Source organism: Bradyrhizobium sp. 155 (assembly GCF_023101105.1).
GTDB classification, from domain to species: Bacteria; Pseudomonadota; Alphaproteobacteria; order Rhizobiales; family Xanthobacteraceae; genus Bradyrhizobium; species Bradyrhizobium canariense_D.
The window spans coordinates 1,251,697-1,273,401 of the sequence record NZ_CP064704.1 but is presented as its reverse complement, the minus strand read 5'-3'; the positions used below and the strand labels follow the sequence as shown (position 1 = coordinate 1,273,401).

General features: G+C 65.2%; 19 protein-coding genes. 12 read left to right on the top strand and 7 right to left on the bottom strand.

Annotated elements, in window-relative coordinates; genetic code table 11:
* Positions 1–18: 18 nt before the first annotated feature.
* On the bottom strand, positions 19–1,566 hold the full coding sequence (locus tag IVA93_RS06200; RefSeq protein ID WP_018453697.1) for an acetolactate synthase large subunit: 1,548 nt from the start codon (positions 1,564–1,566) through the stop codon (positions 19–21).
* A gap of 266 nt (positions 1,567–1,832) precedes the next feature.
* On the opposite strand from IVA93_RS06200, the gene IVA93_RS06195 reads away from it, so the two are divergent.
* Complete coding sequence (locus tag IVA93_RS06195) at positions 1,833–2,411, top strand: L,D-transpeptidase (RefSeq protein ID WP_007596474.1); 579 nt, start codon at positions 1,833–1,835, stop codon at positions 2,409–2,411.
* 68 nt (positions 2,412–2,479) lie between these two features.
* Entirely contained in the window at positions 2,480–3,295 is an 816-nt protein-coding gene (locus IVA93_RS06190) for a DUF2927 domain-containing protein (protein ID WP_018453696.1), read from the top strand.
* Positions 3,296–3,332: 37 nt separating this feature from the next.
* Here the strand turns inward: IVA93_RS06190 and IVA93_RS06185 are convergent, their stop codons facing one another.
* Positions 3,333–4,139 (bottom strand): class I SAM-dependent methyltransferase, encoded by an 807-nt coding sequence (locus IVA93_RS06185; RefSeq protein ID WP_018453695.1) that lies wholly within the window; start codon positions 4,137–4,139, stop codon positions 3,333–3,335.
* A gap of 104 nt (positions 4,140–4,243) precedes the next feature.
* Positions 4,244–5,371 (bottom strand): threonine synthase, encoded by a 1,128-nt coding sequence (locus IVA93_RS06180; RefSeq protein ID WP_026232576.1) that lies wholly within the window; start codon positions 5,369–5,371, stop codon positions 4,244–4,246.
* A 389-nt stretch (positions 5,372–5,760) separates the two neighbouring features.
* Here IVA93_RS06180 and IVA93_RS06175 point away from each other — a divergent pair, with 389 nt between their 5' ends.
* From IVA93_RS06175 to IVA93_RS06160, 4 genes are all read left to right on the top strand, one after another.
* Positions 5,761–7,017 carry a GTP cyclohydrolase II gene (locus tag IVA93_RS06175; RefSeq protein ID WP_018453693.1) on the top strand — a complete coding sequence of 419 codons (1,257 nt, stop codon included), beginning with the start codon at positions 5,761–5,763 and terminating at the stop codon, positions 7,015–7,017.
* Positions 7,018–7,024: 7 nt separating this feature from the next.
* Positions 7,025–8,263 (top strand): URC4/urg3 family protein, encoded by a 1,239-nt coding sequence (locus IVA93_RS06170; protein ID WP_247296112.1) that lies wholly within the window; start codon positions 7,025–7,027, stop codon positions 8,261–8,263.
* Positions 8,264–8,354: 91 nt separating this feature from the next.
* Positions 8,355–8,984 (top strand): uracil phosphoribosyltransferase, encoded by a 630-nt coding sequence (upp, locus tag IVA93_RS06165; protein WP_007614501.1) that lies wholly within the window; start codon positions 8,355–8,357, stop codon positions 8,982–8,984.
* 78 nt (positions 8,985–9,062) lie between these two features.
* A complete protein-coding gene (locus IVA93_RS06160; RefSeq protein WP_026232575.1) occupies positions 9,063–9,272 on the top strand; it encodes a hypothetical protein in 210 nt (69 codons plus the stop codon).
* Positions 9,273–9,290: 18 nt separating this feature from the next.
* Here IVA93_RS06160 and IVA93_RS06155 read toward each other — a convergent pair whose 3' ends face one another.
* Together IVA93_RS06155 and IVA93_RS06150 are read right to left on the bottom strand one after the other, a co-directional pair.
* Positions 9,291–10,400, bottom strand: a complete 1,110-nt coding sequence (locus tag IVA93_RS06155) for a M48 family metallopeptidase (protein ID WP_247789712.1) — start codon at positions 10,398–10,400, stop codon at positions 9,291–9,293.
* Positions 10,401–10,403: 3 nt separating this feature from the next.
* Complete coding sequence (locus tag IVA93_RS06150; RefSeq protein WP_026232573.1) at positions 10,404–11,549, bottom strand: YjgN family protein; 1,146 nt, start codon at positions 11,547–11,549, stop codon at positions 10,404–10,406.
* A gap of 379 nt (positions 11,550–11,928) precedes the next feature.
* On the opposite strand from IVA93_RS06150, the gene IVA93_RS06145 reads away from it, so the two are divergent.
* Together IVA93_RS06145 and IVA93_RS06140 are read left to right on the top strand one after the other, a co-directional pair.
* On the top strand, positions 11,929–13,194 hold the full coding sequence (locus tag IVA93_RS06145) for a cytochrome P450 (RefSeq protein WP_018453688.1): 1,266 nt from the start codon (positions 11,929–11,931) through the stop codon (positions 13,192–13,194).
* A 93-nt stretch (positions 13,195–13,287) separates the two neighbouring features.
* Complete coding sequence (locus IVA93_RS06140) at positions 13,288–14,562, top strand: cytochrome P450 (RefSeq protein ID WP_018453687.1); 1,275 nt, start codon at positions 13,288–13,290, stop codon at positions 14,560–14,562.
* A 322-nt stretch (positions 14,563–14,884) separates the two neighbouring features.
* On the opposite strand, the gene IVA93_RS06135 is transcribed toward IVA93_RS06140, so the two are convergent.
* Entirely contained in the window at positions 14,885–15,805 is a 921-nt protein-coding gene (locus IVA93_RS06135; protein WP_085349559.1) for a LysR substrate-binding domain-containing protein, read from the bottom strand.
* Positions 15,806–15,929: 124 nt separating this feature from the next.
* Between IVA93_RS06135 and IVA93_RS06130 the strand changes: the two genes are divergently transcribed.
* The 4 genes from IVA93_RS06130 to mdlC all read left to right on the top strand — a co-directional run bounded on the left by IVA93_RS06130 (position 15,930) and on the right by mdlC (position 20,838).
* Positions 15,930–17,099 (top strand): acyl-CoA dehydrogenase family protein, encoded by a 1,170-nt coding sequence (locus tag IVA93_RS06130; RefSeq protein WP_018453685.1) that lies wholly within the window; start codon positions 15,930–15,932, stop codon positions 17,097–17,099.
* 10 nt (positions 17,100–17,109) lie between these two features.
* Complete coding sequence (locus IVA93_RS06125; RefSeq protein ID WP_026232572.1) at positions 17,110–18,213, top strand: CaiB/BaiF CoA transferase family protein; 1,104 nt, start codon at positions 17,110–17,112, stop codon at positions 18,211–18,213.
* Positions 18,214–18,228: 15 nt separating this feature from the next.
* A complete protein-coding gene (locus IVA93_RS06120; protein ID WP_018453683.1) occupies positions 18,229–19,077 on the top strand; it encodes an HTD2 family dehydratase in 849 nt (282 codons plus the stop codon).
* Between the two features lie 138 nt (positions 19,078–19,215).
* Positions 19,216–20,838: a benzoylformate decarboxylase gene (gene mdlC, locus IVA93_RS06115; protein WP_247296115.1), complete on the top strand. Its 1,623-nt coding sequence runs from the start codon at positions 19,216–19,218 to the stop codon at positions 20,836–20,838.
* A gap of 60 nt (positions 20,839–20,898) precedes the next feature.
* On the opposite strand, the gene IVA93_RS06110 is transcribed toward mdlC, so the two are convergent.
* Entirely contained in the window at positions 20,899–21,693 is a 795-nt protein-coding gene (locus IVA93_RS06110; protein ID WP_018453681.1) for an SDR family oxidoreductase, read from the bottom strand.
* Positions 21,694–21,705 lie beyond the last annotated feature (12 nt).

The window sequence follows — 21,705 nt, the reverse complement described above, 5'->3', positions numbered from 1 at the left end:
CGCTCCTGATGCGGTGCCCTACATCTGGACTTCGATCAGCCGCGGTCCGGGCTCGGCGACGGCCTCGGCCAGCGCCTTGTTGAACTCGTCCGCGTTGGTGACGGCGCGGCCGGGCACGCCCATGCCCTTGGCCAGTGCCACGAAATCCAGCGTCGGCCGGTCGAGCCGCAGCATGTCGTTGGCGCGCTGTCCGGGCTCGCCGGCGCCGACATTGTCGAACTCGCCGCGCAGGATCTGGTAGATGCGGTTGGCGAACACGATGGTGACGATGTTGAGGTTTTCTCTCGCCTGCGTCCACAGCGACTGGATCGTGTACATCGCGCTGCCGTCGCCGACCATGCAGATCACCTTGCGGTCCGGGCAGGCGATCGCGGCACCGATCGAGAGCGGCGTCGAGAAGCCGATCGAGCCGCCCATGTTCTGGAGCCAGTCGTGCGGAGCAGCCGCCGCTGTCGGCGGGAAGAAGGCGCGGCCGGTGGTGAGGGATTCGTCGACCAGGATCGCGTTCTCCGGAATCGCATAGGCGATCGATTGCGCGATCGAGGCGTGGGTCAGTGCGCCGGTCGGCTTGAGCAGCTCAGCCGCGGCCTGCGGCTTGACGTCCTTCGCGCTGGCCTTCACCGCGCCGGCGAGCGCTTCCAGTGCAGCGACCGAATTCTCCCCCCAGGAGGTCATGCGATGCACCTCGCAGCCCTCGGGCTTGAGGATGCTCGGCTTGTTCGGATAGGCAAAGAACGCCACGGGATCGTCGGACTCGACCAGCACGATATGGCGGAACCTGGCCAGCATCTGCAGCGCGTTGTCGATCACGTAATGGATGCGGTCGATCGAGAAGCGGCCGCGGCCGCGCGCCATCCTGGGACGGAAGGTCGGGCCCATCACGGTGCAACCGGTCTTGGCGGCGATGCGCTCGGCCAGCGCCAGGCCCTGCTCGCTCAGCGCACTGCCGGTCATCAGCAGCAGCGTGCCCTCGCCGTCGCCGTGCAGGATCTTTGCGGCCTGATCGACCGCCTGCGGCGAATAGCTCGCGCGCTGCTGCTCGGCCGGAACCTCGGCGATGCCGTCCGCTTCGTTCCAGGCGGTGTCGGCGGGCAGGATCAGGGTCGCGATCTGCGGCGGCGCGCTCTTGGCGGCGGCGATCGCCGCGGCACCGTCGGCGGCGACCGATTTGGAGTCCGGCGAAGTGCGGACCCAGGACGACATCGGCCGGGCCAGGCCCTCGATGTCGGAGGTCAGCGGCGCGTTGTAGTCGATGTGGTAGACGGCGTGCTGGCCGACGATGTTGACGATGCCGGAATTCGCCTTCTTGGCGTTGTGCAGATTGGCAAGGCCGTTGGCAAGACCGGGGCCGAGATGCAGCAGCGTCGAGGCCGGCGTGCCCTTCATGCGGAAATAGCCGTCGGCGGCGCCGGTCACCACGCCTTCGAACAGGCCGAGCACGCAACGCATGCCGGGCACGCGGTCGAGCGCTGCGACAAAATGCATCTCGGAGGTGCCGGGGTTGGAGAAGCAGACGTCGACCCCGCCCTTGACCATCGTCCGCACCAGACTTTCCGCACCGTTCATCCGTCAGCTCCCGCAACCGGCAATGTTCCAACAATCCATCCGATCAATCATTGTTCGCTCGTCTCGTCAAAGCAATAGCCGGCGTCGCCGCCCTGCCCCGCGCGGCGATGCGCTGGTTTGGCTAATACTTTCCGGCAAATTGGCGCGGTTGCCGGTTTGGTAACGCCAACCGTTAAGGATGCCCCGTCTCACGAGGCCGTGGCTTGCGGAAAGCCCGCAAATATGGCCTGTAACTTCAGTTGAATCGATTTTTTGCTGGGGGAACAATGATCCGGTATTTTGCCGCGCCGATTGCCGCCATCGCACTGCTGTCGGCGACCGCCGGCGGCGCCTTCGCCGAGGAGTTCGACTCGCGCGACATCATGGGCGGCGGCCCGAATTTCTTCCGCGGCGGCTCGAGCCCAGTTCCCCGCACCACCGTCATGTATAACGGCAACTACGCCCCGGGCACGATCGTGGTGAACACCTCGGAGCGCCGGCTCTATCTGGTGCTCCAGAACGGCCAGGCCCTGCGCTACGGCATCGGTGTCGGCCGCGACGGCTTCCGCTGGGGCGGCGTGCACCGGATCACCGCCAAGAAGGAATGGCCGGACTGGACGCCGCCGTCACAGATGCTGGCGCGCCGGCCGGACCTGCCGCGTCACATGAAGGGCGGCGTCGAAAATCCGCTCGGTGCGCGCGCGATGTATCTGGGCTCGACACTCTATCGCATCCACGGCTCCAACGAGCCGGAGACGATCGGCCAGGCGGTGTCCTCGGGCTGCTTCCGCATGACCAATGACGACGTCACCGACCTCTACGGCCGCGTCGGGGTCGGCACCACGGTGGTCGTGCTGAACAACTAGCAAGAATCGGCGGCGCGTGGATATGCGGCCTTGTGCGTCGGTTCCGAATACGGCAGCGTCGCCTGGCAATGAGCGCATTGGCCCCGTCTCCGTCCGGCTTTCGCATCGTGCTGCTGGCGCTCGCCACCGTCGCGTTCGCGCCTGACACCGCTACCATCGCCGTCGCGGGCGAATTGCCCGCGATCGCTTCGCGCCAGCGCGCCGAGAAGAAGAGCTTTACCGACGGCGAGATCGTCGACGGCTTTCTGAAGACGGCGTTCGGCGCCGAATACCACCTTGCCGGCCGTGTCGATCGCATCCGCAAGTTCGACGGACCGGTGCGCGTGTTCGCCGAGAGCGATCGCGCCGACCGCAAGGCGCAGCTCGCGAAAGTCGTAGCCGACATCGGCAAGCGCGTGCAGCATCTCGACATCGCCATGATCGACTCCAGCGAAGCGGCGAATGTGCGCGTGAAGCTCGTGCGCGACCGCGATCTGTTCCGCACCATCTCGAGCTTCTACGGTGCGGAGAAGGCCCGCGAGATCCGCACCTCGCTCGATCCGCAATGCCTGTCCGGCTTCCGCAAGAACGACAATTTCGAGATCGAGCATTCCGACGTCATCCTCACCGTCGACAACGGCGATTTCACCTTCCTCGACTGCGCCTATGAGGAGCTGCTGCAATCGCTCGGCCCGATCAACGACACCGCCAGCGTGCCCTGGACCATGTTCAACGACAACGTCTCGATGGGCTATTTCGACGTCTATGACCAGTACATCCTCAACCTGCTCTACGATCCCCGCATCAAGGCCGGCATGACCGTGGCTGAGGTCAAGGCGGCGCTGCCCGACGTGCTCACCGATGTACGCATTTGGGTAAGGCGCGTGAACGATCTGAAGGAGTGAGATCGCAAGGGGAGAAGGAAAGCACCGTGGCGCGGCTTTACGCCTTCTTCGCCTTCGACATCAAAAATTGCTGACGCATCACGTTGTTGCTTCCGTCGTAATATTCGGAGATCAGCGCCTCGAACTCGCTGCGAAAACTCCGCAGCCTGTCCGGCTCGTCCTTGTACTGGGCGACGAGCTTGATCAAAGGCCCGATCGTCGTTTCCATGGTGCGGCGGAAATGCTGCGGGCTGAGTGCGGACGGCGTCATGATGTCCATCTCGAAGGTGATATCCTTCGCTTTCCCTGCGAGACGTTCGGCGACGATCTTCGGATCGCCCCACGACACCGGTGAGGCCACGCCCTCGGGCGGCGGCAGATGGCGGCCGATCAGCGCGAACATCCGGCCGACATAGAGATGCGGCGGCCAGGTGGAGAAGGCGATGGTGCCGCCGGGCTTCAGCACGCGCAGCATCTCGCCGATGGCGACCTTGGGACGCGGCGCGAACATGTGGCCGAACTGGCTGAGCACCACGTCGAACTCGTTGTCGCCATAGGGCAGGCTTTCGGCGTCGCCTTCGGCGAAGTCGACATCGAGATTCGCCAGCTGCGCGTGCTCGCGGGCGCGCTCGAGCAGGACCGGCGACAGGTCGAGACCCCTGACCTTCGCACCGCGGCGCGCCGCCGTGATCGCGGCAACGCCGGTGCCGCATCCGACGTCGAGCAGCATTTGGCCGGTCGCGACCCCGGCGAAGCTCACGAGCTTGGCGGCCGAGGGCGTGGTGAACACTTCCATCGGCGTGAACAGCGACCAGGCTTCCTTCTGGACTGCCTTGAAACCAGCAAACGGGTCTTGGTCGGCCATGGAACTCTCCCTTCGCTCAATGTCAGTTTTTCATGAGGCTGACGACGGATGCCAAAGGTTCAACGCAAGCCCATGACGGCGACGGCTTCGCCTCCCTGGCGGTCCTATTGCACGAGATCGGCAACGATGGTCGCGGCCTTGAGGCCGGTGCCGGTGAGGACCGCGACCGTGGTCTCGGTCGCCTTGATGCTACCGGTGACGGATAGTTTCTCCAGCGCGGCGGCAGCACTTGCGCTGGTCGGCTCGGCGAACAGGCCCTGCCGCGCAAGACGCCGCAGCGCGGCGACGATCTCGTCCTCGGTCAGCGCGACAGTGCCGCCACCGCTCTCGCGCAACGCGCCGATGATCTCGCGCAGGCGCAGCGGATGCTTGATCGCGGTGCCTTCGGCGATGGTCTTGTTCACCTCGCGCGCGACAGGGGTGTCGACGCCGGCCTTGAAGCTTGCATCGATCGGCGAGCAGTTGAGCGGCTGCGCCGCGAACAGGCGCGGCAGCCTGGTGATCTGGCCGGCTTTCAACAGCTCACGGAAACCAAGGGCGCAACCCAAAAGGCTGCTGCCGGCGCCGACGGGCACGATGACGTTGTCGGGGACGCGGAAGCCGAGGTCCTCCCATATCTCATAGGCGAGCGACTTGGTGCCTTCGAGGAAGAACGGTTGCCAATTGTGGCTGGCATAGAAGGTCTGGCTCGACTGCCGGATTGCCTCGGCCTCCGATTCCTCGCGCGGGCCCTCGACCAGCTGCACCGCCGCGCCATAGGCGCGGACCTGCGCGATCTTGGCCGGCGATGTCGAGGCCGGCGCGAGAATCTTCACGCGCATGCCGCCGGCGGCGCCGAGACCCGCCATCGACGAGCCGCCATTGCCGGACGAGTCCTCCAGAATGGCGTCGACGCCGATCTGCCGAAGGAAGGACAGCATCACGGCGGAGCCCCGGTCCTTGAAACTGCCGGTCGGGTTGAACCATTCGAGCTTGAAGAACGGGCGCAGCTCGCCCCAGGCCTGCTGCACCAGTGGCGTGCAGCCTTCGCCGAGCGTGATCGGAGTCTTGATCTCGACCGGCAGCGCCGCCCGGTAGCGCCAGAGCGAACGCGTGCGCGGCTCGATCTCCTCCCGCGACATCCCTGCCCCGGGCGTCACCAGCAGCGGCGTGCGCTCGTCCGAGCACCAGCGCGGCTGGTCCAGCGGATAGAGCTTACCGTTGCGGGGGTCGATGTAGGCGGGGGCGGGCATGGCGGTCTCCAAGGAAGGCGATGCGGCAAAGGCGATCTGTACGTTTTGGTTTGATGACACGTTTTGTCCGGAAACTCGACGCCCGGCACGCCAACCGTGTGGCGCCTCTTGAAAACGTGAAAACCATAATTACTTCATCATCTTACTGCGGTGGCGGAGAGCTCCGCCAGTGCGGTAGCGTGGGACTCGGGCAAGCGCTGCCGGGTCGCGGGACGACAGGAATTTGGCCGCGAACCGCCCCGCCCCCGCGCAGCACGATTAACTTGTCTGTCGCGACTGCCCGCTACAATATGTTGGATTGAGCTCGCGCCGCCGGTGTTCCGCATCGGCAGCGCGACGAGCCAAGGCCCGTCCGAGCGGCGGGCCGTTGGCTTTTTAGGAGTTTGGTCATGAGCCGCGCGAACCGTACCGACCACATCCGCCTCACCTCCCATCCGGAGCCGGGCAGGACAGCCGCCTTCCCGATCCACTGGGGCGCCGCCGACGCACGCACCCGCGGTCCGATCATCGGCACGGTGTCGCGCGCGGGAGATCGCAACGTGATCGGCAGCCATGGCGGCTCCTATGCGATGTACCGCGCGCTCGCGGTGTCCGCCGGCGCGCTCGATCCGATTCGTAGGCCCGACCTCACCAACACGTTTCCCGCGGCGACCATCGGGCCGTTCCCGCAATGGAGCGATCCCGCCAAGATCGTCGCGCTCGATCCCTGGGGGCATCTCGTCGCCGAGAATTTCGGCAAGGACATCGCCGAGGGCATCGACATCAGGCCGAGCATCGCGGTGACGCGCGCGCGGCTGGACCTGCCGGAGATCCGCGAGGCGCTCGCCGCCAAGCGCCTGCGCGCCGACGGCGACGTCGTGCACGCCAATGGCAGCGTGTCGGTGGTGAAGATCGCGATTGATCCGGTCTGGTATCTGCCAGGCCTTGCGGAGCGCTTTGCGACCAACGAGACCGAGCTGCGGCGCACGCTGTTCGAGCAGACCGCCGGCATGTTCCCTGAGCTCGTGACCCGGCCGGACATGAAGGTGTTTCTGCCGCCGATCGGCGGCACCACCGTCTACATGTTCGGCGACGTCACCAAGCTGCCGGACCATCGCACCAAGATCACCTGCCGCGTGCATGACGAGTGCAACGGCTCCGACGTGTTCGGCTCCGATATCTGCACCTGCCGGCCCTACCTCATTCACGGCATCGAGGAATCCGCGCGCGGCGCGCAGGAGGGCGGACTCGGGCTCGTGATCTACAACCGCAAGGAAGGCCGCGCGCTCGGCGAGGTCACGAAGTTCCTGGTCTACAATGCGCGCAAGCGCCAGGAGGACGGCGATGCGGCCGCCGCCTATTTCGAGCGCACCGAATGCGTCGCCGGCGTCCAGGACGCGCGCTTCCAGCAATTGATGCCCGACACCATCCACTGGCTGGGCCTGAAGCGCATCGACCGCTTCCTCTCGATGAGCGACATGAAGCATGACGCTTTGACCTCGCAGGGCATCGACATCGTCGAGCGCGTGCCGATCCCGCCCGAGCTCATTCCCGCCGACGCCTATGTCGAGATCGCCGCGAAGAAGGCCGCCGGCTATTACTCCACCGACATTGCGCCGGAGAAGGACGTCGACGGCGTGGTCGGGCGTTCGCTGGAAAAATACTGATCGATTGATGGCAGACGCTTTGGAATTGCAGGCCCGTTCGCTGCTTAGCGCAGCAGCGGTTCGCGCGCGTGCCGGCGAGATGTTTGGGATCGGTCTGAACGGCGGGCTGACGCATTTCACCATCGATCTCGATCGCATGGATGGCGTTGCCGACGCCGTTCTCGCCGTGACGCGCGAGGCCTATCCGACGCTGGAGATTCCGTTCCATGCGCGCTGGCGGCATTTCGTGCTTGATGGCGTCGACCGTTGGGCGCGGCTCGCGGACGCGACGTCATGGCCCGACCGCGCGGCACGGGCGCGCGCGGAGTTCGACCTTGCCATCGTCAGCGTGCTGCTCGACGCCGGCGCGGGTGCCGCGTGGCGATACCGCGACGCGGTGACGGGACAGAGCATCGGCCGATCCGAGGGACTCGCGATTGCGAGCCTCGACATGTTCGCAAGCGGCCTTTTTTCCCACGATCCCCGCGCGCCCTTCAGGACCGATGCCGACGTGCTCGCGCGACTGCCACTCGCCGCGCTCACTTCGGCCTTTCAGGTGAGCGATGCCAATCCGCTGCTCGGGGTCGAGGGGCGGACCGATCTGCTGCGCCGCTTGGGCAAGCTGGTGGCGGAGCGGGCGGACGTGTTCGGCGCGCACGACACCCCGCGGCCGGGCGGGCTGTTCGATCACATCGCGGCGCAGGCGAAGGGCGGCGCGGTTCCCGCGCCCGCGATTCTCTCGGCGGTGCTGAATCAGCTCGGACCGATCTGGCCGTCGCGGCTGGAGCTTGCCGGGATTCCGCTCGGCGATTGCTGGCGCCACCCGGCGATCAAGGCCGATGACGCTACCGCGGGCCTTGTGCCCCTGCACAAGCTGTCGCAATGGCTGAGCTATTCGTTGATCGAGCCGCTGCAGCGCGCCGGATTCGACGTCACCGACATCGACGGCCTGACCGGGCTTGCCGAATATCGCAATGGCGGGCTGTTCGTCGATCACGAGGTGCTGCGCCTGCGCGACGCCGCCGATGCCGAGCGCGCGCATGCGGTGGATTCCCTGCTCGTCGTCGAGTGGCGCGCGCTGACCGTGGCGCTGCTGGACCGGCTCGCCGAACTGGTCCGCGCCAAACTCGGGCGCACTCCTGAGACATTGCCGCTCGCCAGCATTCTCGAAGGCGGCACCTGGGCCGCGGGCCGCGCCATCGCCTTCGCGCGCCGGCCCGATGGTTCGCCGCCGCTCAAGGTGATCAGCGACGGTACGGTGTTCTAGTCTCTCGTTCGAGTTCGCGGAAACAGATCCTTCATCCGGCGCTTCGCGCCACCTTCTCCCACAAGGGGAGAAGGAAGAAAGGCATCCGATCATGCAAGGCGTCACGATCGTCGATCATCCGTTGGTGCAGCACAAGCTGACCCTGGTGCGGGACAAATCGATCTCGACCAAATCGTTTCGGGAGCTGATCAAGGAGATCGGCATGCTGCTGTGCTACGAGGTGACGCGCGACCTGCCGCTCGCCGATACCGTTATCGAAACGCCGCTGGCGACGATGCATTCGGCCAAGATCGCGGGCAAGAAGCTGGTGTTCGTGCCGATGCTGCGCGCCGGCACCACTTTCGTCGACGGCATGATGGATTTGGTGCCGACCGCGCGCGTCGCCCATATTGGCCTCTACCGCGAGCCGCACAGCTTTGCCGCGGTCGAGTACTTCTTCAAATCGCCGTCCGATCTCAGCGAGCGCCTGGCGATCGTGGTGACGCCCGTGGTTGCGACCGCCAACACGGCTGTGGCCGCAATCGACCGGCTGAAGGAGCGCGGCGCCAAGGATATTCGCCTCGCCTGCCTGATCGCCGCCCCCGAAGGGCTCGAACGGCTGCGCGGACTGCATCCTGACGTGCCGATCTGGACGGCCGCAGTCGATGAAGGTCTCGACGAGAACGGCTTTATCCTGCCGGGCCTCGGCGACGCCGGCGACCGCGCCTACGGGACGAGATAGGCGCCGGCTTGCAAACCGCGTCACGTTAGGAACAGGTTCGCTCGCGCAAGGTTTTCCTGCTCTACGATGGAGAGCACGATGACCTATCAGGATGACCGCAGGGCAGACAGAGCACGCCGCAACAGCCCGGTGGGCTGGGCGATCGGCGCGATCTTCGTGATCGCCGTGGTCGCTGCCGTCTTCTTCTACAATGGACGCGACGTCGGCCCGCAGACCACGACCTCCAATCCGAACAACGCGCCGAGCGTCACCACCGGATCGAATCCACCTGCTGCGCCCGCGAAGTGATGCGCTGAGGGCGGGCCGTCACACCTTGCCGCTGCCGCAGATCCCCTTCAGCGCCTGCCACTCCGCATCCGTGAGCAGCGGCGGGCCGCTGGCGGGGCGGTCTTCTTTCGTCATGCGCGCGAGGCGGTCCTCGGTCAGCGGATGGCTCGCCAGGATCGACGTGAGGCCGCCGCCTTCCTTGCCGGTGATGCGGAACATCAATTCGGCTGCAGGCTTAGGCGAACGGCCGAGCTTGTGCATGATCTCGATGGCAAACGTATCCGCAGCGGTCTCGGCCTCGCGCGAATAGGAAGCCTCAACCACGCTGCGCGAGGCGAAGATCACGGCGCTCGAGCCAGTGACGTCGCCGAACAACAGGCCGATCAGGAACGAGGTGCCGCCGTTGTAGATCAGGCCGCGCATGTTGTCGTAATGCTTGAGATGACCGAGCTCGTGGGCGAGGATGCCGGCGATCTCGTCGGCATTTTCGGCCTTGTCGAGCAGGCCCTTCAGCACGAACACCTTGCCGCCCGGCAGCGCGAACGCGTTCGGCACCGGGGTCGGCAGCACGCCCGCGGTCATGGAATCGTCGTCGAGGCCGGCGGCATCGCGCAGCCGATTGACGAGCTTGACGAAGGCGGCTTTCCCCGCCCCATCCTGGCACTCGCTGCGCCCGAAGATCGTCTTCACCTGAACCTCCGCCGCATCTCCAATGCGCCGCTCGATCGGTTTCGGCACCAGCGGCGCGAGGCGGTCGGCAGCGAGCGGCACGCCGAACAGCACGACGCAGACAATGGAGACGGCGGCAGCCATCGACCAGCCGACGATTTTTGCGCCCCCGCGGCGCGAGGTCTGGTGCTCGTCGAGCCGCATGCAGCGCGCGGTCACGTCTGACGCGAGCAGAGCGTCGCGGATTTCCAGCCGGGCCAGCGGCGGAGCGGAAGCGCAGGCGAGCCGCAAGATGCCGGGCGGGCTATCGGCGCGGCGGATGTCGGCATAGGCCCAGCGAACGGGCGTCGCACCCTCTTCGAGGATCTCGAGCGCGTCACCGAGCGTCAGCGCCACCTGCCGCCTGCGGCTCGACACGCCGTCGAAGAAGATCGTCGGCTTTGCGGATTGCGCCGGGACCTCTGTGGACAACTCACTCACAGCTCAGAATCCCGCGACATCGAGTCCATCGGCAAAGCCTTCGCCGAGCGCGCTGGCGAGCTCGGCGCTGCCGCGCACATCCGCCGCGGCTCCGATGTTGTGCACCTCGACAGTTTCCAGCACCTTGGCCCAGAGATCGCGCTGGAGATAGACCCGCATGACGATGTTGAGGGCGAGAGCGAGTGCGAAGTAGCCGATCACCATCATCACCAGCGTCGGGATGCTCTTGGCGGCATTGCCCCGCACCAACGCCTGCTCGACCGAAAGACCGCTCAGCTTGACGACGAGCATGGTCGCTCCGCCGATATAGGCGGCGAAGATGGCCGAGAGCAGCATCCACCAGCCGATCACTTTCCAGTACAACGCGTAGAATGCGTTGTGCGGCAATTGCGAGGACACGCTGACGTCGCCGATGCGGATACCGTCGAGCCACCAGCGCCACTCGCGCGCCTTGAACTCGGCATAGAAGAACGGCGCGAGCGGGAAGATCACCATCGCGATCGGGCTCAGCAGCCACAGCCACCAGCCGCGCTTGAAGAATGTCCAGCCGTCGCCTTCGAAATCGCCGCGTAAATCGCCGTAATGGGTGTGCCGCATCTTGTAGCGTTCGAGCGAGGCCTCGCGCCACGGCAATGCGAGCCCGAGCGTCAGGAACACGAGCAAGCCCCACAGCATGGCGCGGAACGAATAGGCCCAGCCCGATCCGTCCATCCAGAACCGCACGCCGCGCCAGACCGTGCGCGTCAGGCGATAGCGCCGCGCGCGAAAGATCGCAAACTGACCAAAGGCGTAGAAGCTGATGAACAGCGGCGTCGAGGCAAAGCCCTGCCAGCGTTCGAACTCGATACCGACAAGGAAGTAAGCGAGGTAGATCGGCACCAGGATCGCGAGCGCGAACAGGAAGCCGACCAGCAGCTCCTTGGCCCGCCCGGTATATTCGGCGGCGTCGCCATCAACCGCGGTGTTCGCCCACAGATGACGGCGGATGTCGGTGACGAGCCAGAACCGGTAGAAGCCGAAGGTGACGAGCTCGAGCAGGGCACCCTTGGTGACCAATTTGCGAAACTCGGTACGGTTGCCGGTGAAATCGACCCGCGTGGGCGGCAGCGGCGGGGGTAAGGGTTCGGAGCCGATGGGGGCCCATTGCATGTCGTTCACGGCGGCAACCTCGGGGTGCGGACCTGGTTCGATCAAACTTATAGATCAGAGATTAGTCGATCCCCAAGATGGGCGGGTTCGATTTAGCTCGATTCCGGTCGATTTCTGGCACGATTCCACGGCCGAGGGCGTGCGCGAGATCACGTTGTTGGATCAATGGCCTCGTAGTCCGGATGGAGCGCAGTGCAATCCGGGACAGCGGCAGTGGCGGACCGAATCCCGGATTTCGCTCCGCTCCATCCGGGCTACATCACACCCATGTGGCAAAACTCGCCCTTGCTCCGGCGCAGACAACCGGCTGTAATTGCAAATCAAATACCGCAGCGCAGAATTCAACGAGAACGCGCGGTTGATGTCAGGGAGAGCGGTCATGCATGGGACCATCGAAAACGCGGCGAAGCTCGACGCGTTACGCGCACGCGCTACGTCACTGCCGCTGGAGCAGTTCGATCCGGGCGACCCAGAGCTGTTCAGGACCGATACGTTCTGGCCCTATTTCGATCGCCTGCGCCGCGAAGATCCCGTGCACTATTGCAAGGACTCGATGTTCGGGCCGTATTGGTCGGTGACGCGCTACAACGACATCATGGAGATCGAGACCAATCATTCGGTATTCTCCTCGGCCTCCTCGCTCGGCGGCATCACCATCCGCGACATCGATCCGGAACTGCGCCGCGAGAGCTTCATCTCGATGGACCCGCCGCGCCATGCGGCGCAGCGCAAGACCGTGGCGCCGATGTTCACGCCGACGCATCTGGACAATCTCGCGCTCAGCATCCGCCAGCGCTCGGCCGAGTGCCTGGACAATCTGCCCCGCGGCGAGGTGTTCGACTGGGTCGACCATGTCTCGATCGAGCTCACCACGCAGATGCTCGCGGTGCTGTTCGACTTTCCCTGGGAGGATCGCCGCAAGCTGACGCGCTGGTCGGACATCGCGACCACCATTCCCGGCCCCGACGGCCTCGTCGCCACCGAAGACGAGCGTCAGGCCGAGCTGACGGAATGCGCGGGCTATTTCACGCGACTGTGGAAGGAACGCATCGAACAGCCGCCGAAGAGCGACCTGTTGTCGATGATGGCGCATGGCGCCGCGACGCGCGACATGGACGCGAAGAACTTCCTCGGCAATCTCATCCTTCTGATCGTCGGCGGCAACGACACCACCCGCAACACCATGTCGGGCTCGCTCCACGCGCTGAGCCAGCACCCGGAGCAATATCGCAAGCTGCGCGAAAACCCAGCGCTTCTCGACAGCTTCGTGCCGGAAGTGATCCGCTGGCAGACGCCGCTGGCCCATATGCGGCGCACAGCGCTTGCGGACTTCGAGTTCCGCGGCAAGCAGATCAAGAAAGGTGACAAGGTCGTGATGTGGTACGTCTCGGGCAACCGCGACGCCGATGCGATCGAAAAGCCTTACGAATTCATCATTGACCGCGCGCGGCCGCGCACGCATCTCTCGTTCGGCTTCGGCATCCACCGCTGCGTCGGCTTGCGGCTTGCCGAACTCCAGCTCAAGATTATCTGGGAAGAGATCCTCAAGCGATTCGACCATATCGAGGTGGTCGGCGAACCCAAGCGGGTCTATTCGAGTTTCGTGAAGGGTCTTGAAACCTTGCCGGTGAAGATCGCGGCTTAGATTCGCAAAGATGAGTTCGACACGTCCACAAGGAAGCTGTGCCCCCTCTCCCGCACGCGGGAGAGGTCAAGCAAGCAACTGGAGCAAACCACCATGAACATCCAAGCGCCGGTTCAAGTGGACAAGGCCGAACGCATGCGCAGGGCGCGCGAGGAGGCCTATGCGACGCCGCTGGCGCAATTCCACCCGGGCGCGCCCAGGCTGTTCCAGGACGACACCCTGTGGCCGTGGTTCGAGCGGCTGCGCAAGGAAGAGCCGGTGCATTACTGCACCAATGCGCCGATCGAGCCGTATTGGTCGGTGGTGAAGTACAACGACATCATGCATGTCGACACCAATCACGGCCTGTTCTCCTCGGATTCAACGCTCGGCGGCATCGGGATCCGCGACGTGCCGGAAGGCTATGACTGGCCGAGCTTCATCGCCATGGACCAGCCGCGTCATTCGTCGCAGCGCAAGACGGTGTCGCCGATGTTCACGCCGACGCATCTGGACGAACTGGCAAAACTGATCCGCCAGCGCTCGCAGACCGTGCTCGACAATCTGCCGCGCAACGAGACCTTCAATTTCGTCGAGCGCGTCTCGATCGAGCTGACGACGCAGATGCTAGCCACCCTGTTCGACTTCCCCTGGGAAGAACGGCGCAAGCTGACGCGCTGGTCCGATGTCGCGACCGCGCTGCCCAAGAGCGGCATCGTGGCCTCGGCCGAAGAGCGCCGCCGCGAGATGGACGAATGCTACGCCTACATGTCCAAGCTCTGGAACGAGCGCGTCAACTCCGCGCCGCGCAACGACCTGCTGTCGCTGATGGCGCACAACGACGCCACGCGCTTCATGGACCCCGATAATCTCATGGGCAACATCATCCTGCTCATCGTCGGCGGCAACGACACCACGCGCAACACCATGACCGGCTCGGTGCTGGCATTGAACGAGAATCCGGAGCAGTACGACAGGCTGCGCGCCAACCCGGAACTGATCGATTCCATGGTGCCCGAAGTGATCCGCTGGCAGACCCCGCTCGCGCATATGCGGCGCACCGCGCTGCAGGACACTGAAGTTGGCGGCAAGCACATCAAGAAGGGCGACCGCGTCGTGATGTGGTACGTCTCCGGCAATCGCGACGAGGAGATGTTCGAAAAGCCGAACGAGTTCATCATCGACCGCCCGCGGCCGCGGACCCATCTCTCCTTCGGCTTCGGCATCCACCGCTGCGTCGGCATGCGCCTCGCCGAACTCCAGCTCAAGATCGTCTGGGAAGAGATGCTGAAGCGCTTCGACCGCATCGAGGTAGTCGGCGAGCCCAAGCGGATCTATTCGAGCTTCATCAAGGGGTACGAGTCGCTGCCGGTGAGGATTCCGGGGTAGAGTGCTCGCTATACGGCAGGTGTTTCTCAACCTCAGCTGTCATGCTCCGCGACCCGGCTACGCCAAGGCTTCGCCGGGCTGAGGTCCAGGGGCGCCGAAGCTTTAGCGTAGGCGGCAAGCGGGGCATCCAGTATGCCGCGGCTTCTCGGCTCAAGCACTGCGGGCTCTGGAATACTGGATTTGCCCACCTTCGCGGGCAATGACACGCGGGGGTGGATTGAGAGCGGGCGACTCCACCCCAGCTATAAAATTCCGGCATGACAGCTCGCGCAACATGCGATGGGTCGCATACGGCCTTCTGTCCTAAACCGCACCGCCACATCTAACTCAACTTGATGTCCCACACGCCGTCCTTGCGGCAGGCGGCGACTTCCTCGCGCAGGAGGGCGGTGACGGCAAGCGAGGCCGTCGAGACCGGACGGTCGATCGGAGAGGCGAATATGAGTTCGCGCGTCATCGGCTTCGAGACGACAGCCGTTTCCAGCCGCCCGTCCGCGACCTCGCCGTGGACCGACGAGGGCGGCAGCAGCGCGAAGCCGAGGCCTTCCTCGACGAGGCTCGTGAGCACGCGGAACGAATCCGCCTCGAGCTGGACGTTGAGCTTGATCTTGCGCTGGGCCGCCGCATGCTCGATCAGCGCACGGAGACCGTGGGAATGACTGGGCAGCACCAGCCGTTGCCGCAGCAGCCAGCCGACATCGACGCTCTTCTTGCGCGCGAGGCCACAACCGCGCGGACCAACCGCGACGATGTTGTCGCGCCCCAAGCTCTCCACGTTGAGATGCAGATCGGCGGAGCGGCCGTAGAGGATGGCGAGATCCATCTCGCCGCGATGCAGCCATTCGACGAGATGGCCGCTGTAGCTCTCGACGATGCGCAGCGAAATGCCGGGAAATTTTTCGACGCAGCGCCGCGCGAAGCGCGCCGACAGCACGCAGCTCACGGTCGGGACCAGGCCGAGCACGACCTGGCCCGATGGCGGCCCCTTGGACGACTGGATGTCGTCGCGGATCTGGTCGATCTGCCGCACGATACCGGAGGTGCGCGCCAGCAAGAGGCGGCCGGCATCCGTGAGCACCATGCCGCGGCCGTTGCGGGTGAACAATTCCGTGCGCAGCTCGTGTTCCAGGAGCTTGATCTGCCTGGAGAGCGCCGGCTGCGCCACGCGCAACGTATCGGACGCCTTGGAGAGGCTGCCGAGCTCCGCCACGCAACTGAAGGTCCTGAGCTGACGGAAATCCATGCTTGCCAATCCTGGAAGGCTACTCCATACGCTATAGCAAATGAGCATAGGGGGCTGGCAGTGTTTTCACAACGCCAGAGGATCGGCCGGCGTTATCTTAACTGCCGCACATACGGGAAACCCCATGAGTGAAGAACACCACACCGAAGATCACGCCGACATCCGCGAAGCCGTCGCAAAGCTCTGCGCGCAGTTTCCCGGCGAATACTGGCGCAAGCTCGACCGTGAGATGGCCTACCCGAAGGCCTTCGTCGACGCGCTGACCGAGGCCGGCTATCTCTCGGTGCTGATCCCCGAGGAATATGGCGGCGCGGGCTTGAAGCTTTCAGCGGCCGCGGCGATCCTCGAAGAGATCCAGCGCGCGGGCTGCAACGGCGGCGGCTGCCACGCCCAGATGTACACGATGGGCACCGTGCTGCGGCACGGCAATGACGAGCAGAAGGCAAAATATCTGCCGAAGGTCGCGAGCGGCGAATTACGGCTGCAGGCCTTCGGCGTCACCGAGCCGACCAGCGGCACCGACACCACTTCGCTGAAGACCTTCGCGCGCAAGGACGGCAACGCCGGCTACGTCGTCAACGGCCAGAAGATCTGGACCAGCCGCGCCGAACATTCCGACCTGATGCTCCTGCTGGCGCGCACCACGCCGAAGGACCAGGTCAAGAAGCGCACGGATGGACTTTCGGTGTTCATCGTCGACATGCGCGAGGCCAAGAACAAGGGCCTCGAGATCCGCCCGATCCGCACCATGATGAACCATGCCACCACCGAAGTGTTCTTTACCGACATGAAGGTGCCGGCGGAAAATCTGATCGGCGAAGAGGGCAAGGGCTTTCGCTACATCCTCTCCGGCATGAATGCCGAGCGCATTTTGATTGCTGCCGAATGCGTCGGCGACGCCAAATGGTTCATCGCCAAGGCCACCAGCTACGCCAAGGAGCGCAGCGTTTTCGGCCGGCCGATCGGCCAGAACCAAGGCATCCAGTTCCCGATCGCCAAGGCCTACGCCGCGATGCGCGCGGCCGAACTGATGGTGAAGGAAGCGACGCGCAAATACGAGGCCGGGCTCGACTGCGGCGCGGAGGCCAACATGGCCAAGATGCTCGCGGCCGATGCGTCGTGGGAAGCGGCGAATGCCTGCGTCCAGACCCATGGCGGCTTCGGCTTCGCCGAGGAGTACGACGTCGAGCGCAAATTCCGTGAGACGCGGCTCTATCAGGTCGCGCCGATCTCGACCAACCTCGTGCTGTCCTTCATCGCCGAGCACGTCCTCGGCATGCCCCGCTCGTACTGAGGCAGCCATCATGGGAGCACTTGACGGGATCAGGGTGATTGCGGTCGAGCAGGCGGTGGCGGCACCGTTCTGCTCGTCGCGGCTGGCGGATGCCGGCGCGGAAGTCATCAAGATCGAGCGGCCCGAGGGCGATTTTGCCCGCGGCTATGACGCGGCGGCCAAGGGCCAGAGCAGCTACTTCGTGTGGCTCAACCGCGGCAAGCAATCGGCGGTGGTCGATCTCGCCACCAGGGAAGGCTGCGCCGAACTGGAGCGACTGATCGCGAGCGCCGACGTGCTGATCCAGAATCTCAAGCCCGGCTCGATGGACAAGCTCGGCTTTTCGCGGGAGCGGCTCTTGAAGGATTATCCCAGGCTGATTTCATGCACGATCACCGGCTATGGCGACGACGGCCCCTATGCGCACCGCAAGGCCTATGATCTCCTGATCCAGGCCGAGAGCGGCCTTGCCTCGATCACCGGCAATCCCGACGGCGCCTCGCGCGTCGGCATGTCCATCGTCGACGTCGCGACCGGTGCCACCGCGCATGCGGCGATCCTGGAGGCGCTGATCGGGCGCGGACGCACCGGCAAGGGCGCCGACATCCGCATCTCTATGTTCGACGTGATGGCGGACTGGTGCACCGTGCCGCTGCTCAATTCCGAAGCCGGTAATCCGCCCAAGCGCATGGGGCTGCGCCATCCCTCGATCGCGCCCTATGGCGTGTTCACGTCTAGCGACGGCAAGGACATCCTGATTTCGATCCAAAGCGAGCGCGAGTGGAAGACGCTTTGCGCAAAAGTGCTGGACCAGCCCGATCTGCCCGCCGATCCGCGCGTGGCCAACATGGTCGAGCGCGTGCGCAACCGCGACTTCACCGACAAGACGGTCGCGGATGCCTTCGGCAAGATGACGCGCGATGAGCTATTGAAGCGGCTGTCCGAGGCCGACATCGCCTTTGCCGAGGTCAACACCATGGCGGACCTCACCAAGCATCCGCATCTGCGCCGCATCGAGGTGGACACGCCGCAGGGACGCGTCAGCTATCCCGCGCCGGCGCCGATCATTGTCGGCGAGACGCGCAGCTATGGTGCTGTACCGGCGATCGGCGAAAATCCCCAATCCAAGAAATAACAAGAGCGAGGCGTCATGACCGAGAAGCTCGACATCGATCATCTCAGGCAATGGATCGGCCGCAGCGAAGAGGCCACCGACACCGTCACCGCGCAGCTCGTGAAGGGCCTGCGTGCGACGCTGTTCCAGGAGGTCGGCGCGCCCAAGCCGGGCGACGCGGCGCCGTTCACGGTGCATTGGTGCCTGGCGCAGCCGGTGTTTCCGATGTCGATGCTCGGCCCCGACGGCCACCCCACCCGCGGCGGCTTCCTGCCTCCGGTGCCGCTGCCGCGCCGGATGTGGGCCGGCGGCGAGATCGAGTTCCTGCAGCCGCTGCGCGTCGGCGACGAATCGACGCGGAGCTCGCGCATCGCGGACGTACAGGTGAAGACCGGCTCGACCGGCACGCTGTGCTTCGTCTCGGTCGAGCACAGCATCTCCTCGCCGCGCGGCATCGCCATCCGCGAGCGGCAGGACATCGTCTATCGCGAGATGACGACGACGTCCGCGCCGGCAAAGGCGCCGCCTCCGCCGCCGAAGGCGCAGCATCGCCAGACGCATGTCTCCGATCCCGTGCTGCTGTTTCGTTATTCCGCGCTGACCTTCAACGGCCACCGCATCCATTACGACCGCGACTACGTCACCAAGGTCGAGGGATATCCGGGCCTGATCTTCCACGGGCCGTTGCAGGCAACCTTCATCATCGAGATGGCGGCGAAGCTGCGCGGCGGCAAGCCGCCGAAGAAGTTCACCTATCGCGGCCTCCAGCCGCTGTTCGAGGGCTCGGAGTTCTCCATCAACGCCAACGAGACCGCTGATGGCATGGAGCTGTGGACCGCGAACGCGGAGGGGCAGCCGACGATGAAGGGGACCGCGGTGTGGTGATGGTCTCTCCTCGTCATTGCGAGGAGCGAAGCGACGAAGCAATCCAGACTGTCGCCGCGGCGGCATTCTGGATTGCTTCGCTGCGCTCGCAATGACGGGTGAGGTAGCAGCGCCGATGGACAACAGGGAACGGCAACCATGGTGAAGAACGGCAAAGCCACAACCAAATCCGTCACCGTCAAGCAGGCGACGCTCGACCTGCTACGCTCCTTCGGCATCAAGAAGGTATTCGGCAATCCCGGCTCGACCGAGCTGCCGTTCCTGAGCGACTGGCCCGACGACATCGACTACGTGCTCGCGCTTCAGGAAGCCTCCGCCGTCGGCATGGCCGACGGCTATGCGCAGGCGACGCGCAATGCCGGCTTCGTCAATCTGCATTCGGCCGCCGGCGTCGGCAACGCGCTCGGCAACATCTATACCGCGCATCGCAACCAGACGCCGCTGGTGATCACCGCGGGCCAGCAGGCACGCTCGATCCTCCCCTTGCAGGCGTTCCTCTATGCCGAGCGTGCGTCCGAATTCCCGCGGCCTTATGTGAAGTACAGCGTGGAGCCGGCGCGGCCCGAGGACGTTCCGGCCGCCATCGCGCGCGCCTATTACACCGCGATGCAGCCGCCATGCGGGCCGACCTTCGTCTCGATCCCGGTCGACGACTGGGCGCATGCGGCCGCTCCCATCGAAGCACGCAAGGTCAGCCGCGAGATCGGGCCCGAAGCTGACGCGATGAAGGCGCTGGTCACCGCATTCAATTCAGCCAAGCACCCTGCCCTCGTCGTCGGCCCCGGCGTCGATCGCGCCGGCGCGGTCGACCTGATGGTGCGCGTGGCCGAGAAGGCCAGGGCCAGCGTCTGGGTCAGCCCGTTTTCGGCGCGCTGCTCGTTCCCGGAACGTCATCCCCAATTCGCGGGTTTCCTGCATGCCTCGCCGGCGCAATTGTCGGACGCGCTGCGCGAGCACGACCTCGTCGTCGTGATCGGCGCGCCGGTGTTCACCTTCCACGTCGAGGGCCATGCCGCGATCTTCGACGGCGGCGCGACGATCTTCCAGATCACCGATGACCCGGATGCCGCGGCGGTGACGCCGGTCGGCACCAGCATCATCGCGACGATGAAGCCGGCGCTCGCAATGCTGCTCGACCTCTTGCCGGAGAGCAAGCGCGCGGCACCGAAGGGGCGAACGCTGCCGCCGGCCCTGCTAGCCGGCGATCCGTTGCCGGTCGAATTCCTGCTGCATTCGCTGTCGCAGGCGATGCCGGACGGCGCGTCGCTGGTCGAGGAAATCCCCTCGCACCGGCCGGCCATGCAAAAGTTCATGCCGATGCGCGGCCAGGACAGTTTTTACACCATGGCGAGCGGAGGCCTCGGCTACTCGCTGCCGGCCGCGGTCGGCATGGCGCTCGGCAAGCCGACGAGCCGCACGGTGTGCCTGATCGGTGACGGCTCGGCGATGTATTCGATCCAGGCGCTGTGGACCGCCGCGCAGCGCAAGCTGCCGCTCACCATCATCGTCATCAACAATTCCGGCTACGGCGCGATGCGCTCGTTCAGCCAGGTGATGCAGGTGAGGAACGTGCCGGGACTCGAGTTGCCGGGGATCGATTTCGTGCGGCTGGCCGAGGGCATGGGCTGCCATGCGGTGCGGGTGAGCAAGGCGGCCGAACTGGGCGAGGCGCTCAAGCGCGGGATGGCATTCGAAGGGACGAGCCTGGTGGAGGTGGTCGTGGATTCGGCGGTGCCGGTGCTGTACGGGCAGAAGCATTGAGGGCCGACCGTCGTCCTGGCGAAAGCCAGGACGACACCGGAGGTCGTGGCAGGCCCCTTCCTACGTCCCGAAATCTTCCCGCATCTTAGCCTGGATCTTGGCCATGCCGCCGATCCAACGGTCGTAATTCTCGGTCTTCTTGCGCATGTAGCCGAGCACCTGCGGGTGCGGCAGGATCAGGAACGTCTCCTGATCGAGACCGGCGAGCACGTCCTTGGCGACCTGCTCGGGCGAGAGGTCGCCGTCGCCGGATTGCGGGCCTTTGGGGATCGAACGCAGCATGTTGGTGTCCACGCCCTGCGGGCAGAGGATCGAGACACGGATGTTGTGCGCCTTGTGCGAGATCGCGAGATTTTCGGCAAAGCCGACCGCGGCATGCTTGGTGGTGGAGTAAGCCGGGCTGCCGACCTGCGACAGCAGGCCGGCGGCCGAGATCGTGTTAAGGAAATAGCCGCCGCCGCGCGCCTTCATGCGCGGGATCAGATGCCGCGCCGCATAGACATGCGCCATGACGTGGATCGCCCAGCTGCGCTGCCAGGGCTCATCCGAGGCGCCGCCGGCATTGACCGACATCGGGTCGAAGCCGCCGCCGATGCCGGCATTGGAGCAGAACAATTCGATCGGGCCGAACTGACGCTCGGTCTCCTCGATGACGTGGGAAATATCCTTTTCCTGCGCGACATCGCATTTGAAGGCCGCGCCATCCACCGTGGCCGCGACCGCCCGCGCGTTGTCCGCGTCCATGTCGGCGACGACGACCTTGGCCGCACCCGCCTTGTGAAAGGCTTCGCACAGCGCCTTGCCGATGCCGTTGGCGCCGCCCGTGACGACCACGACCTTGCCGGTCACCTGCATGCGACGTCTCCT

Coding starts and splice junctions, on each gene's coding strand:
- IVA93_RS06200 (WP_018453697.1), bottom strand. CDS start 1,566: ATGAACGGTGCGGAAAGTCTGGTGCGGACGATGGTCAAGGGCGGGGTC.
- IVA93_RS06195 (WP_007596474.1), top strand. CDS start 1,833: ATGATCCGGTATTTTGCCGCGCCGATTGCCGCCATCGCACTGCTGTCG.
- IVA93_RS06190 (WP_018453696.1), top strand. CDS start 2,480: ATGAGCGCATTGGCCCCGTCTCCGTCCGGCTTTCGCATCGTGCTGCTG.
- IVA93_RS06185 (WP_018453695.1), bottom strand. CDS start 4,139: ATGGCCGACCAAGACCCGTTTGCTGGTTTCAAGGCAGTCCAGAAGGAA.
- IVA93_RS06180 (WP_026232576.1), bottom strand. CDS start 5,371: ATGCCCGCCCCCGCCTACATCGACCCCCGCAACGGTAAGCTCTATCCG.
- IVA93_RS06175 (WP_018453693.1), top strand. CDS start 5,761: ATGAGCCGCGCGAACCGTACCGACCACATCCGCCTCACCTCCCATCCG.
- IVA93_RS06170 (WP_247296112.1), top strand. CDS start 7,025: ATGGCAGACGCTTTGGAATTGCAGGCCCGTTCGCTGCTTAGCGCAGCA.
- upp (WP_007614501.1), top strand. CDS start 8,355: ATGCAAGGCGTCACGATCGTCGATCATCCGTTGGTGCAGCACAAGCTG.
- IVA93_RS06160 (WP_026232575.1), top strand. CDS start 9,063: ATGACCTATCAGGATGACCGCAGGGCAGACAGAGCACGCCGCAACAGC.
- IVA93_RS06150 (WP_026232573.1), bottom strand. CDS start 11,549: ATGCAATGGGCCCCCATCGGCTCCGAACCCTTACCCCCGCCGCTGCCG.
- IVA93_RS06145 (WP_018453688.1), top strand. CDS start 11,929: ATGCATGGGACCATCGAAAACGCGGCGAAGCTCGACGCGTTACGCGCA.
- IVA93_RS06140 (WP_018453687.1), top strand. CDS start 13,288: ATGAACATCCAAGCGCCGGTTCAAGTGGACAAGGCCGAACGCATGCGC.
- IVA93_RS06135 (WP_085349559.1), bottom strand. CDS start 15,805: ATGGATTTCCGTCAGCTCAGGACCTTCAGTTGCGTGGCGGAGCTCGGC.
- IVA93_RS06130 (WP_018453685.1), top strand. CDS start 15,930: ATGAGTGAAGAACACCACACCGAAGATCACGCCGACATCCGCGAAGCC.
- IVA93_RS06125 (WP_026232572.1), top strand. CDS start 17,110: ATGGGAGCACTTGACGGGATCAGGGTGATTGCGGTCGAGCAGGCGGTG.
- IVA93_RS06120 (WP_018453683.1), top strand. CDS start 18,229: ATGACCGAGAAGCTCGACATCGATCATCTCAGGCAATGGATCGGCCGC.
- mdlC (WP_247296115.1), top strand. CDS start 19,216: ATGGTGAAGAACGGCAAAGCCACAACCAAATCCGTCACCGTCAAGCAG.
- IVA93_RS06110 (WP_018453681.1), bottom strand. CDS start 21,693: ATGCAGGTGACCGGCAAGGTCGTGGTCGTCACGGGCGGCGCCAACGGC.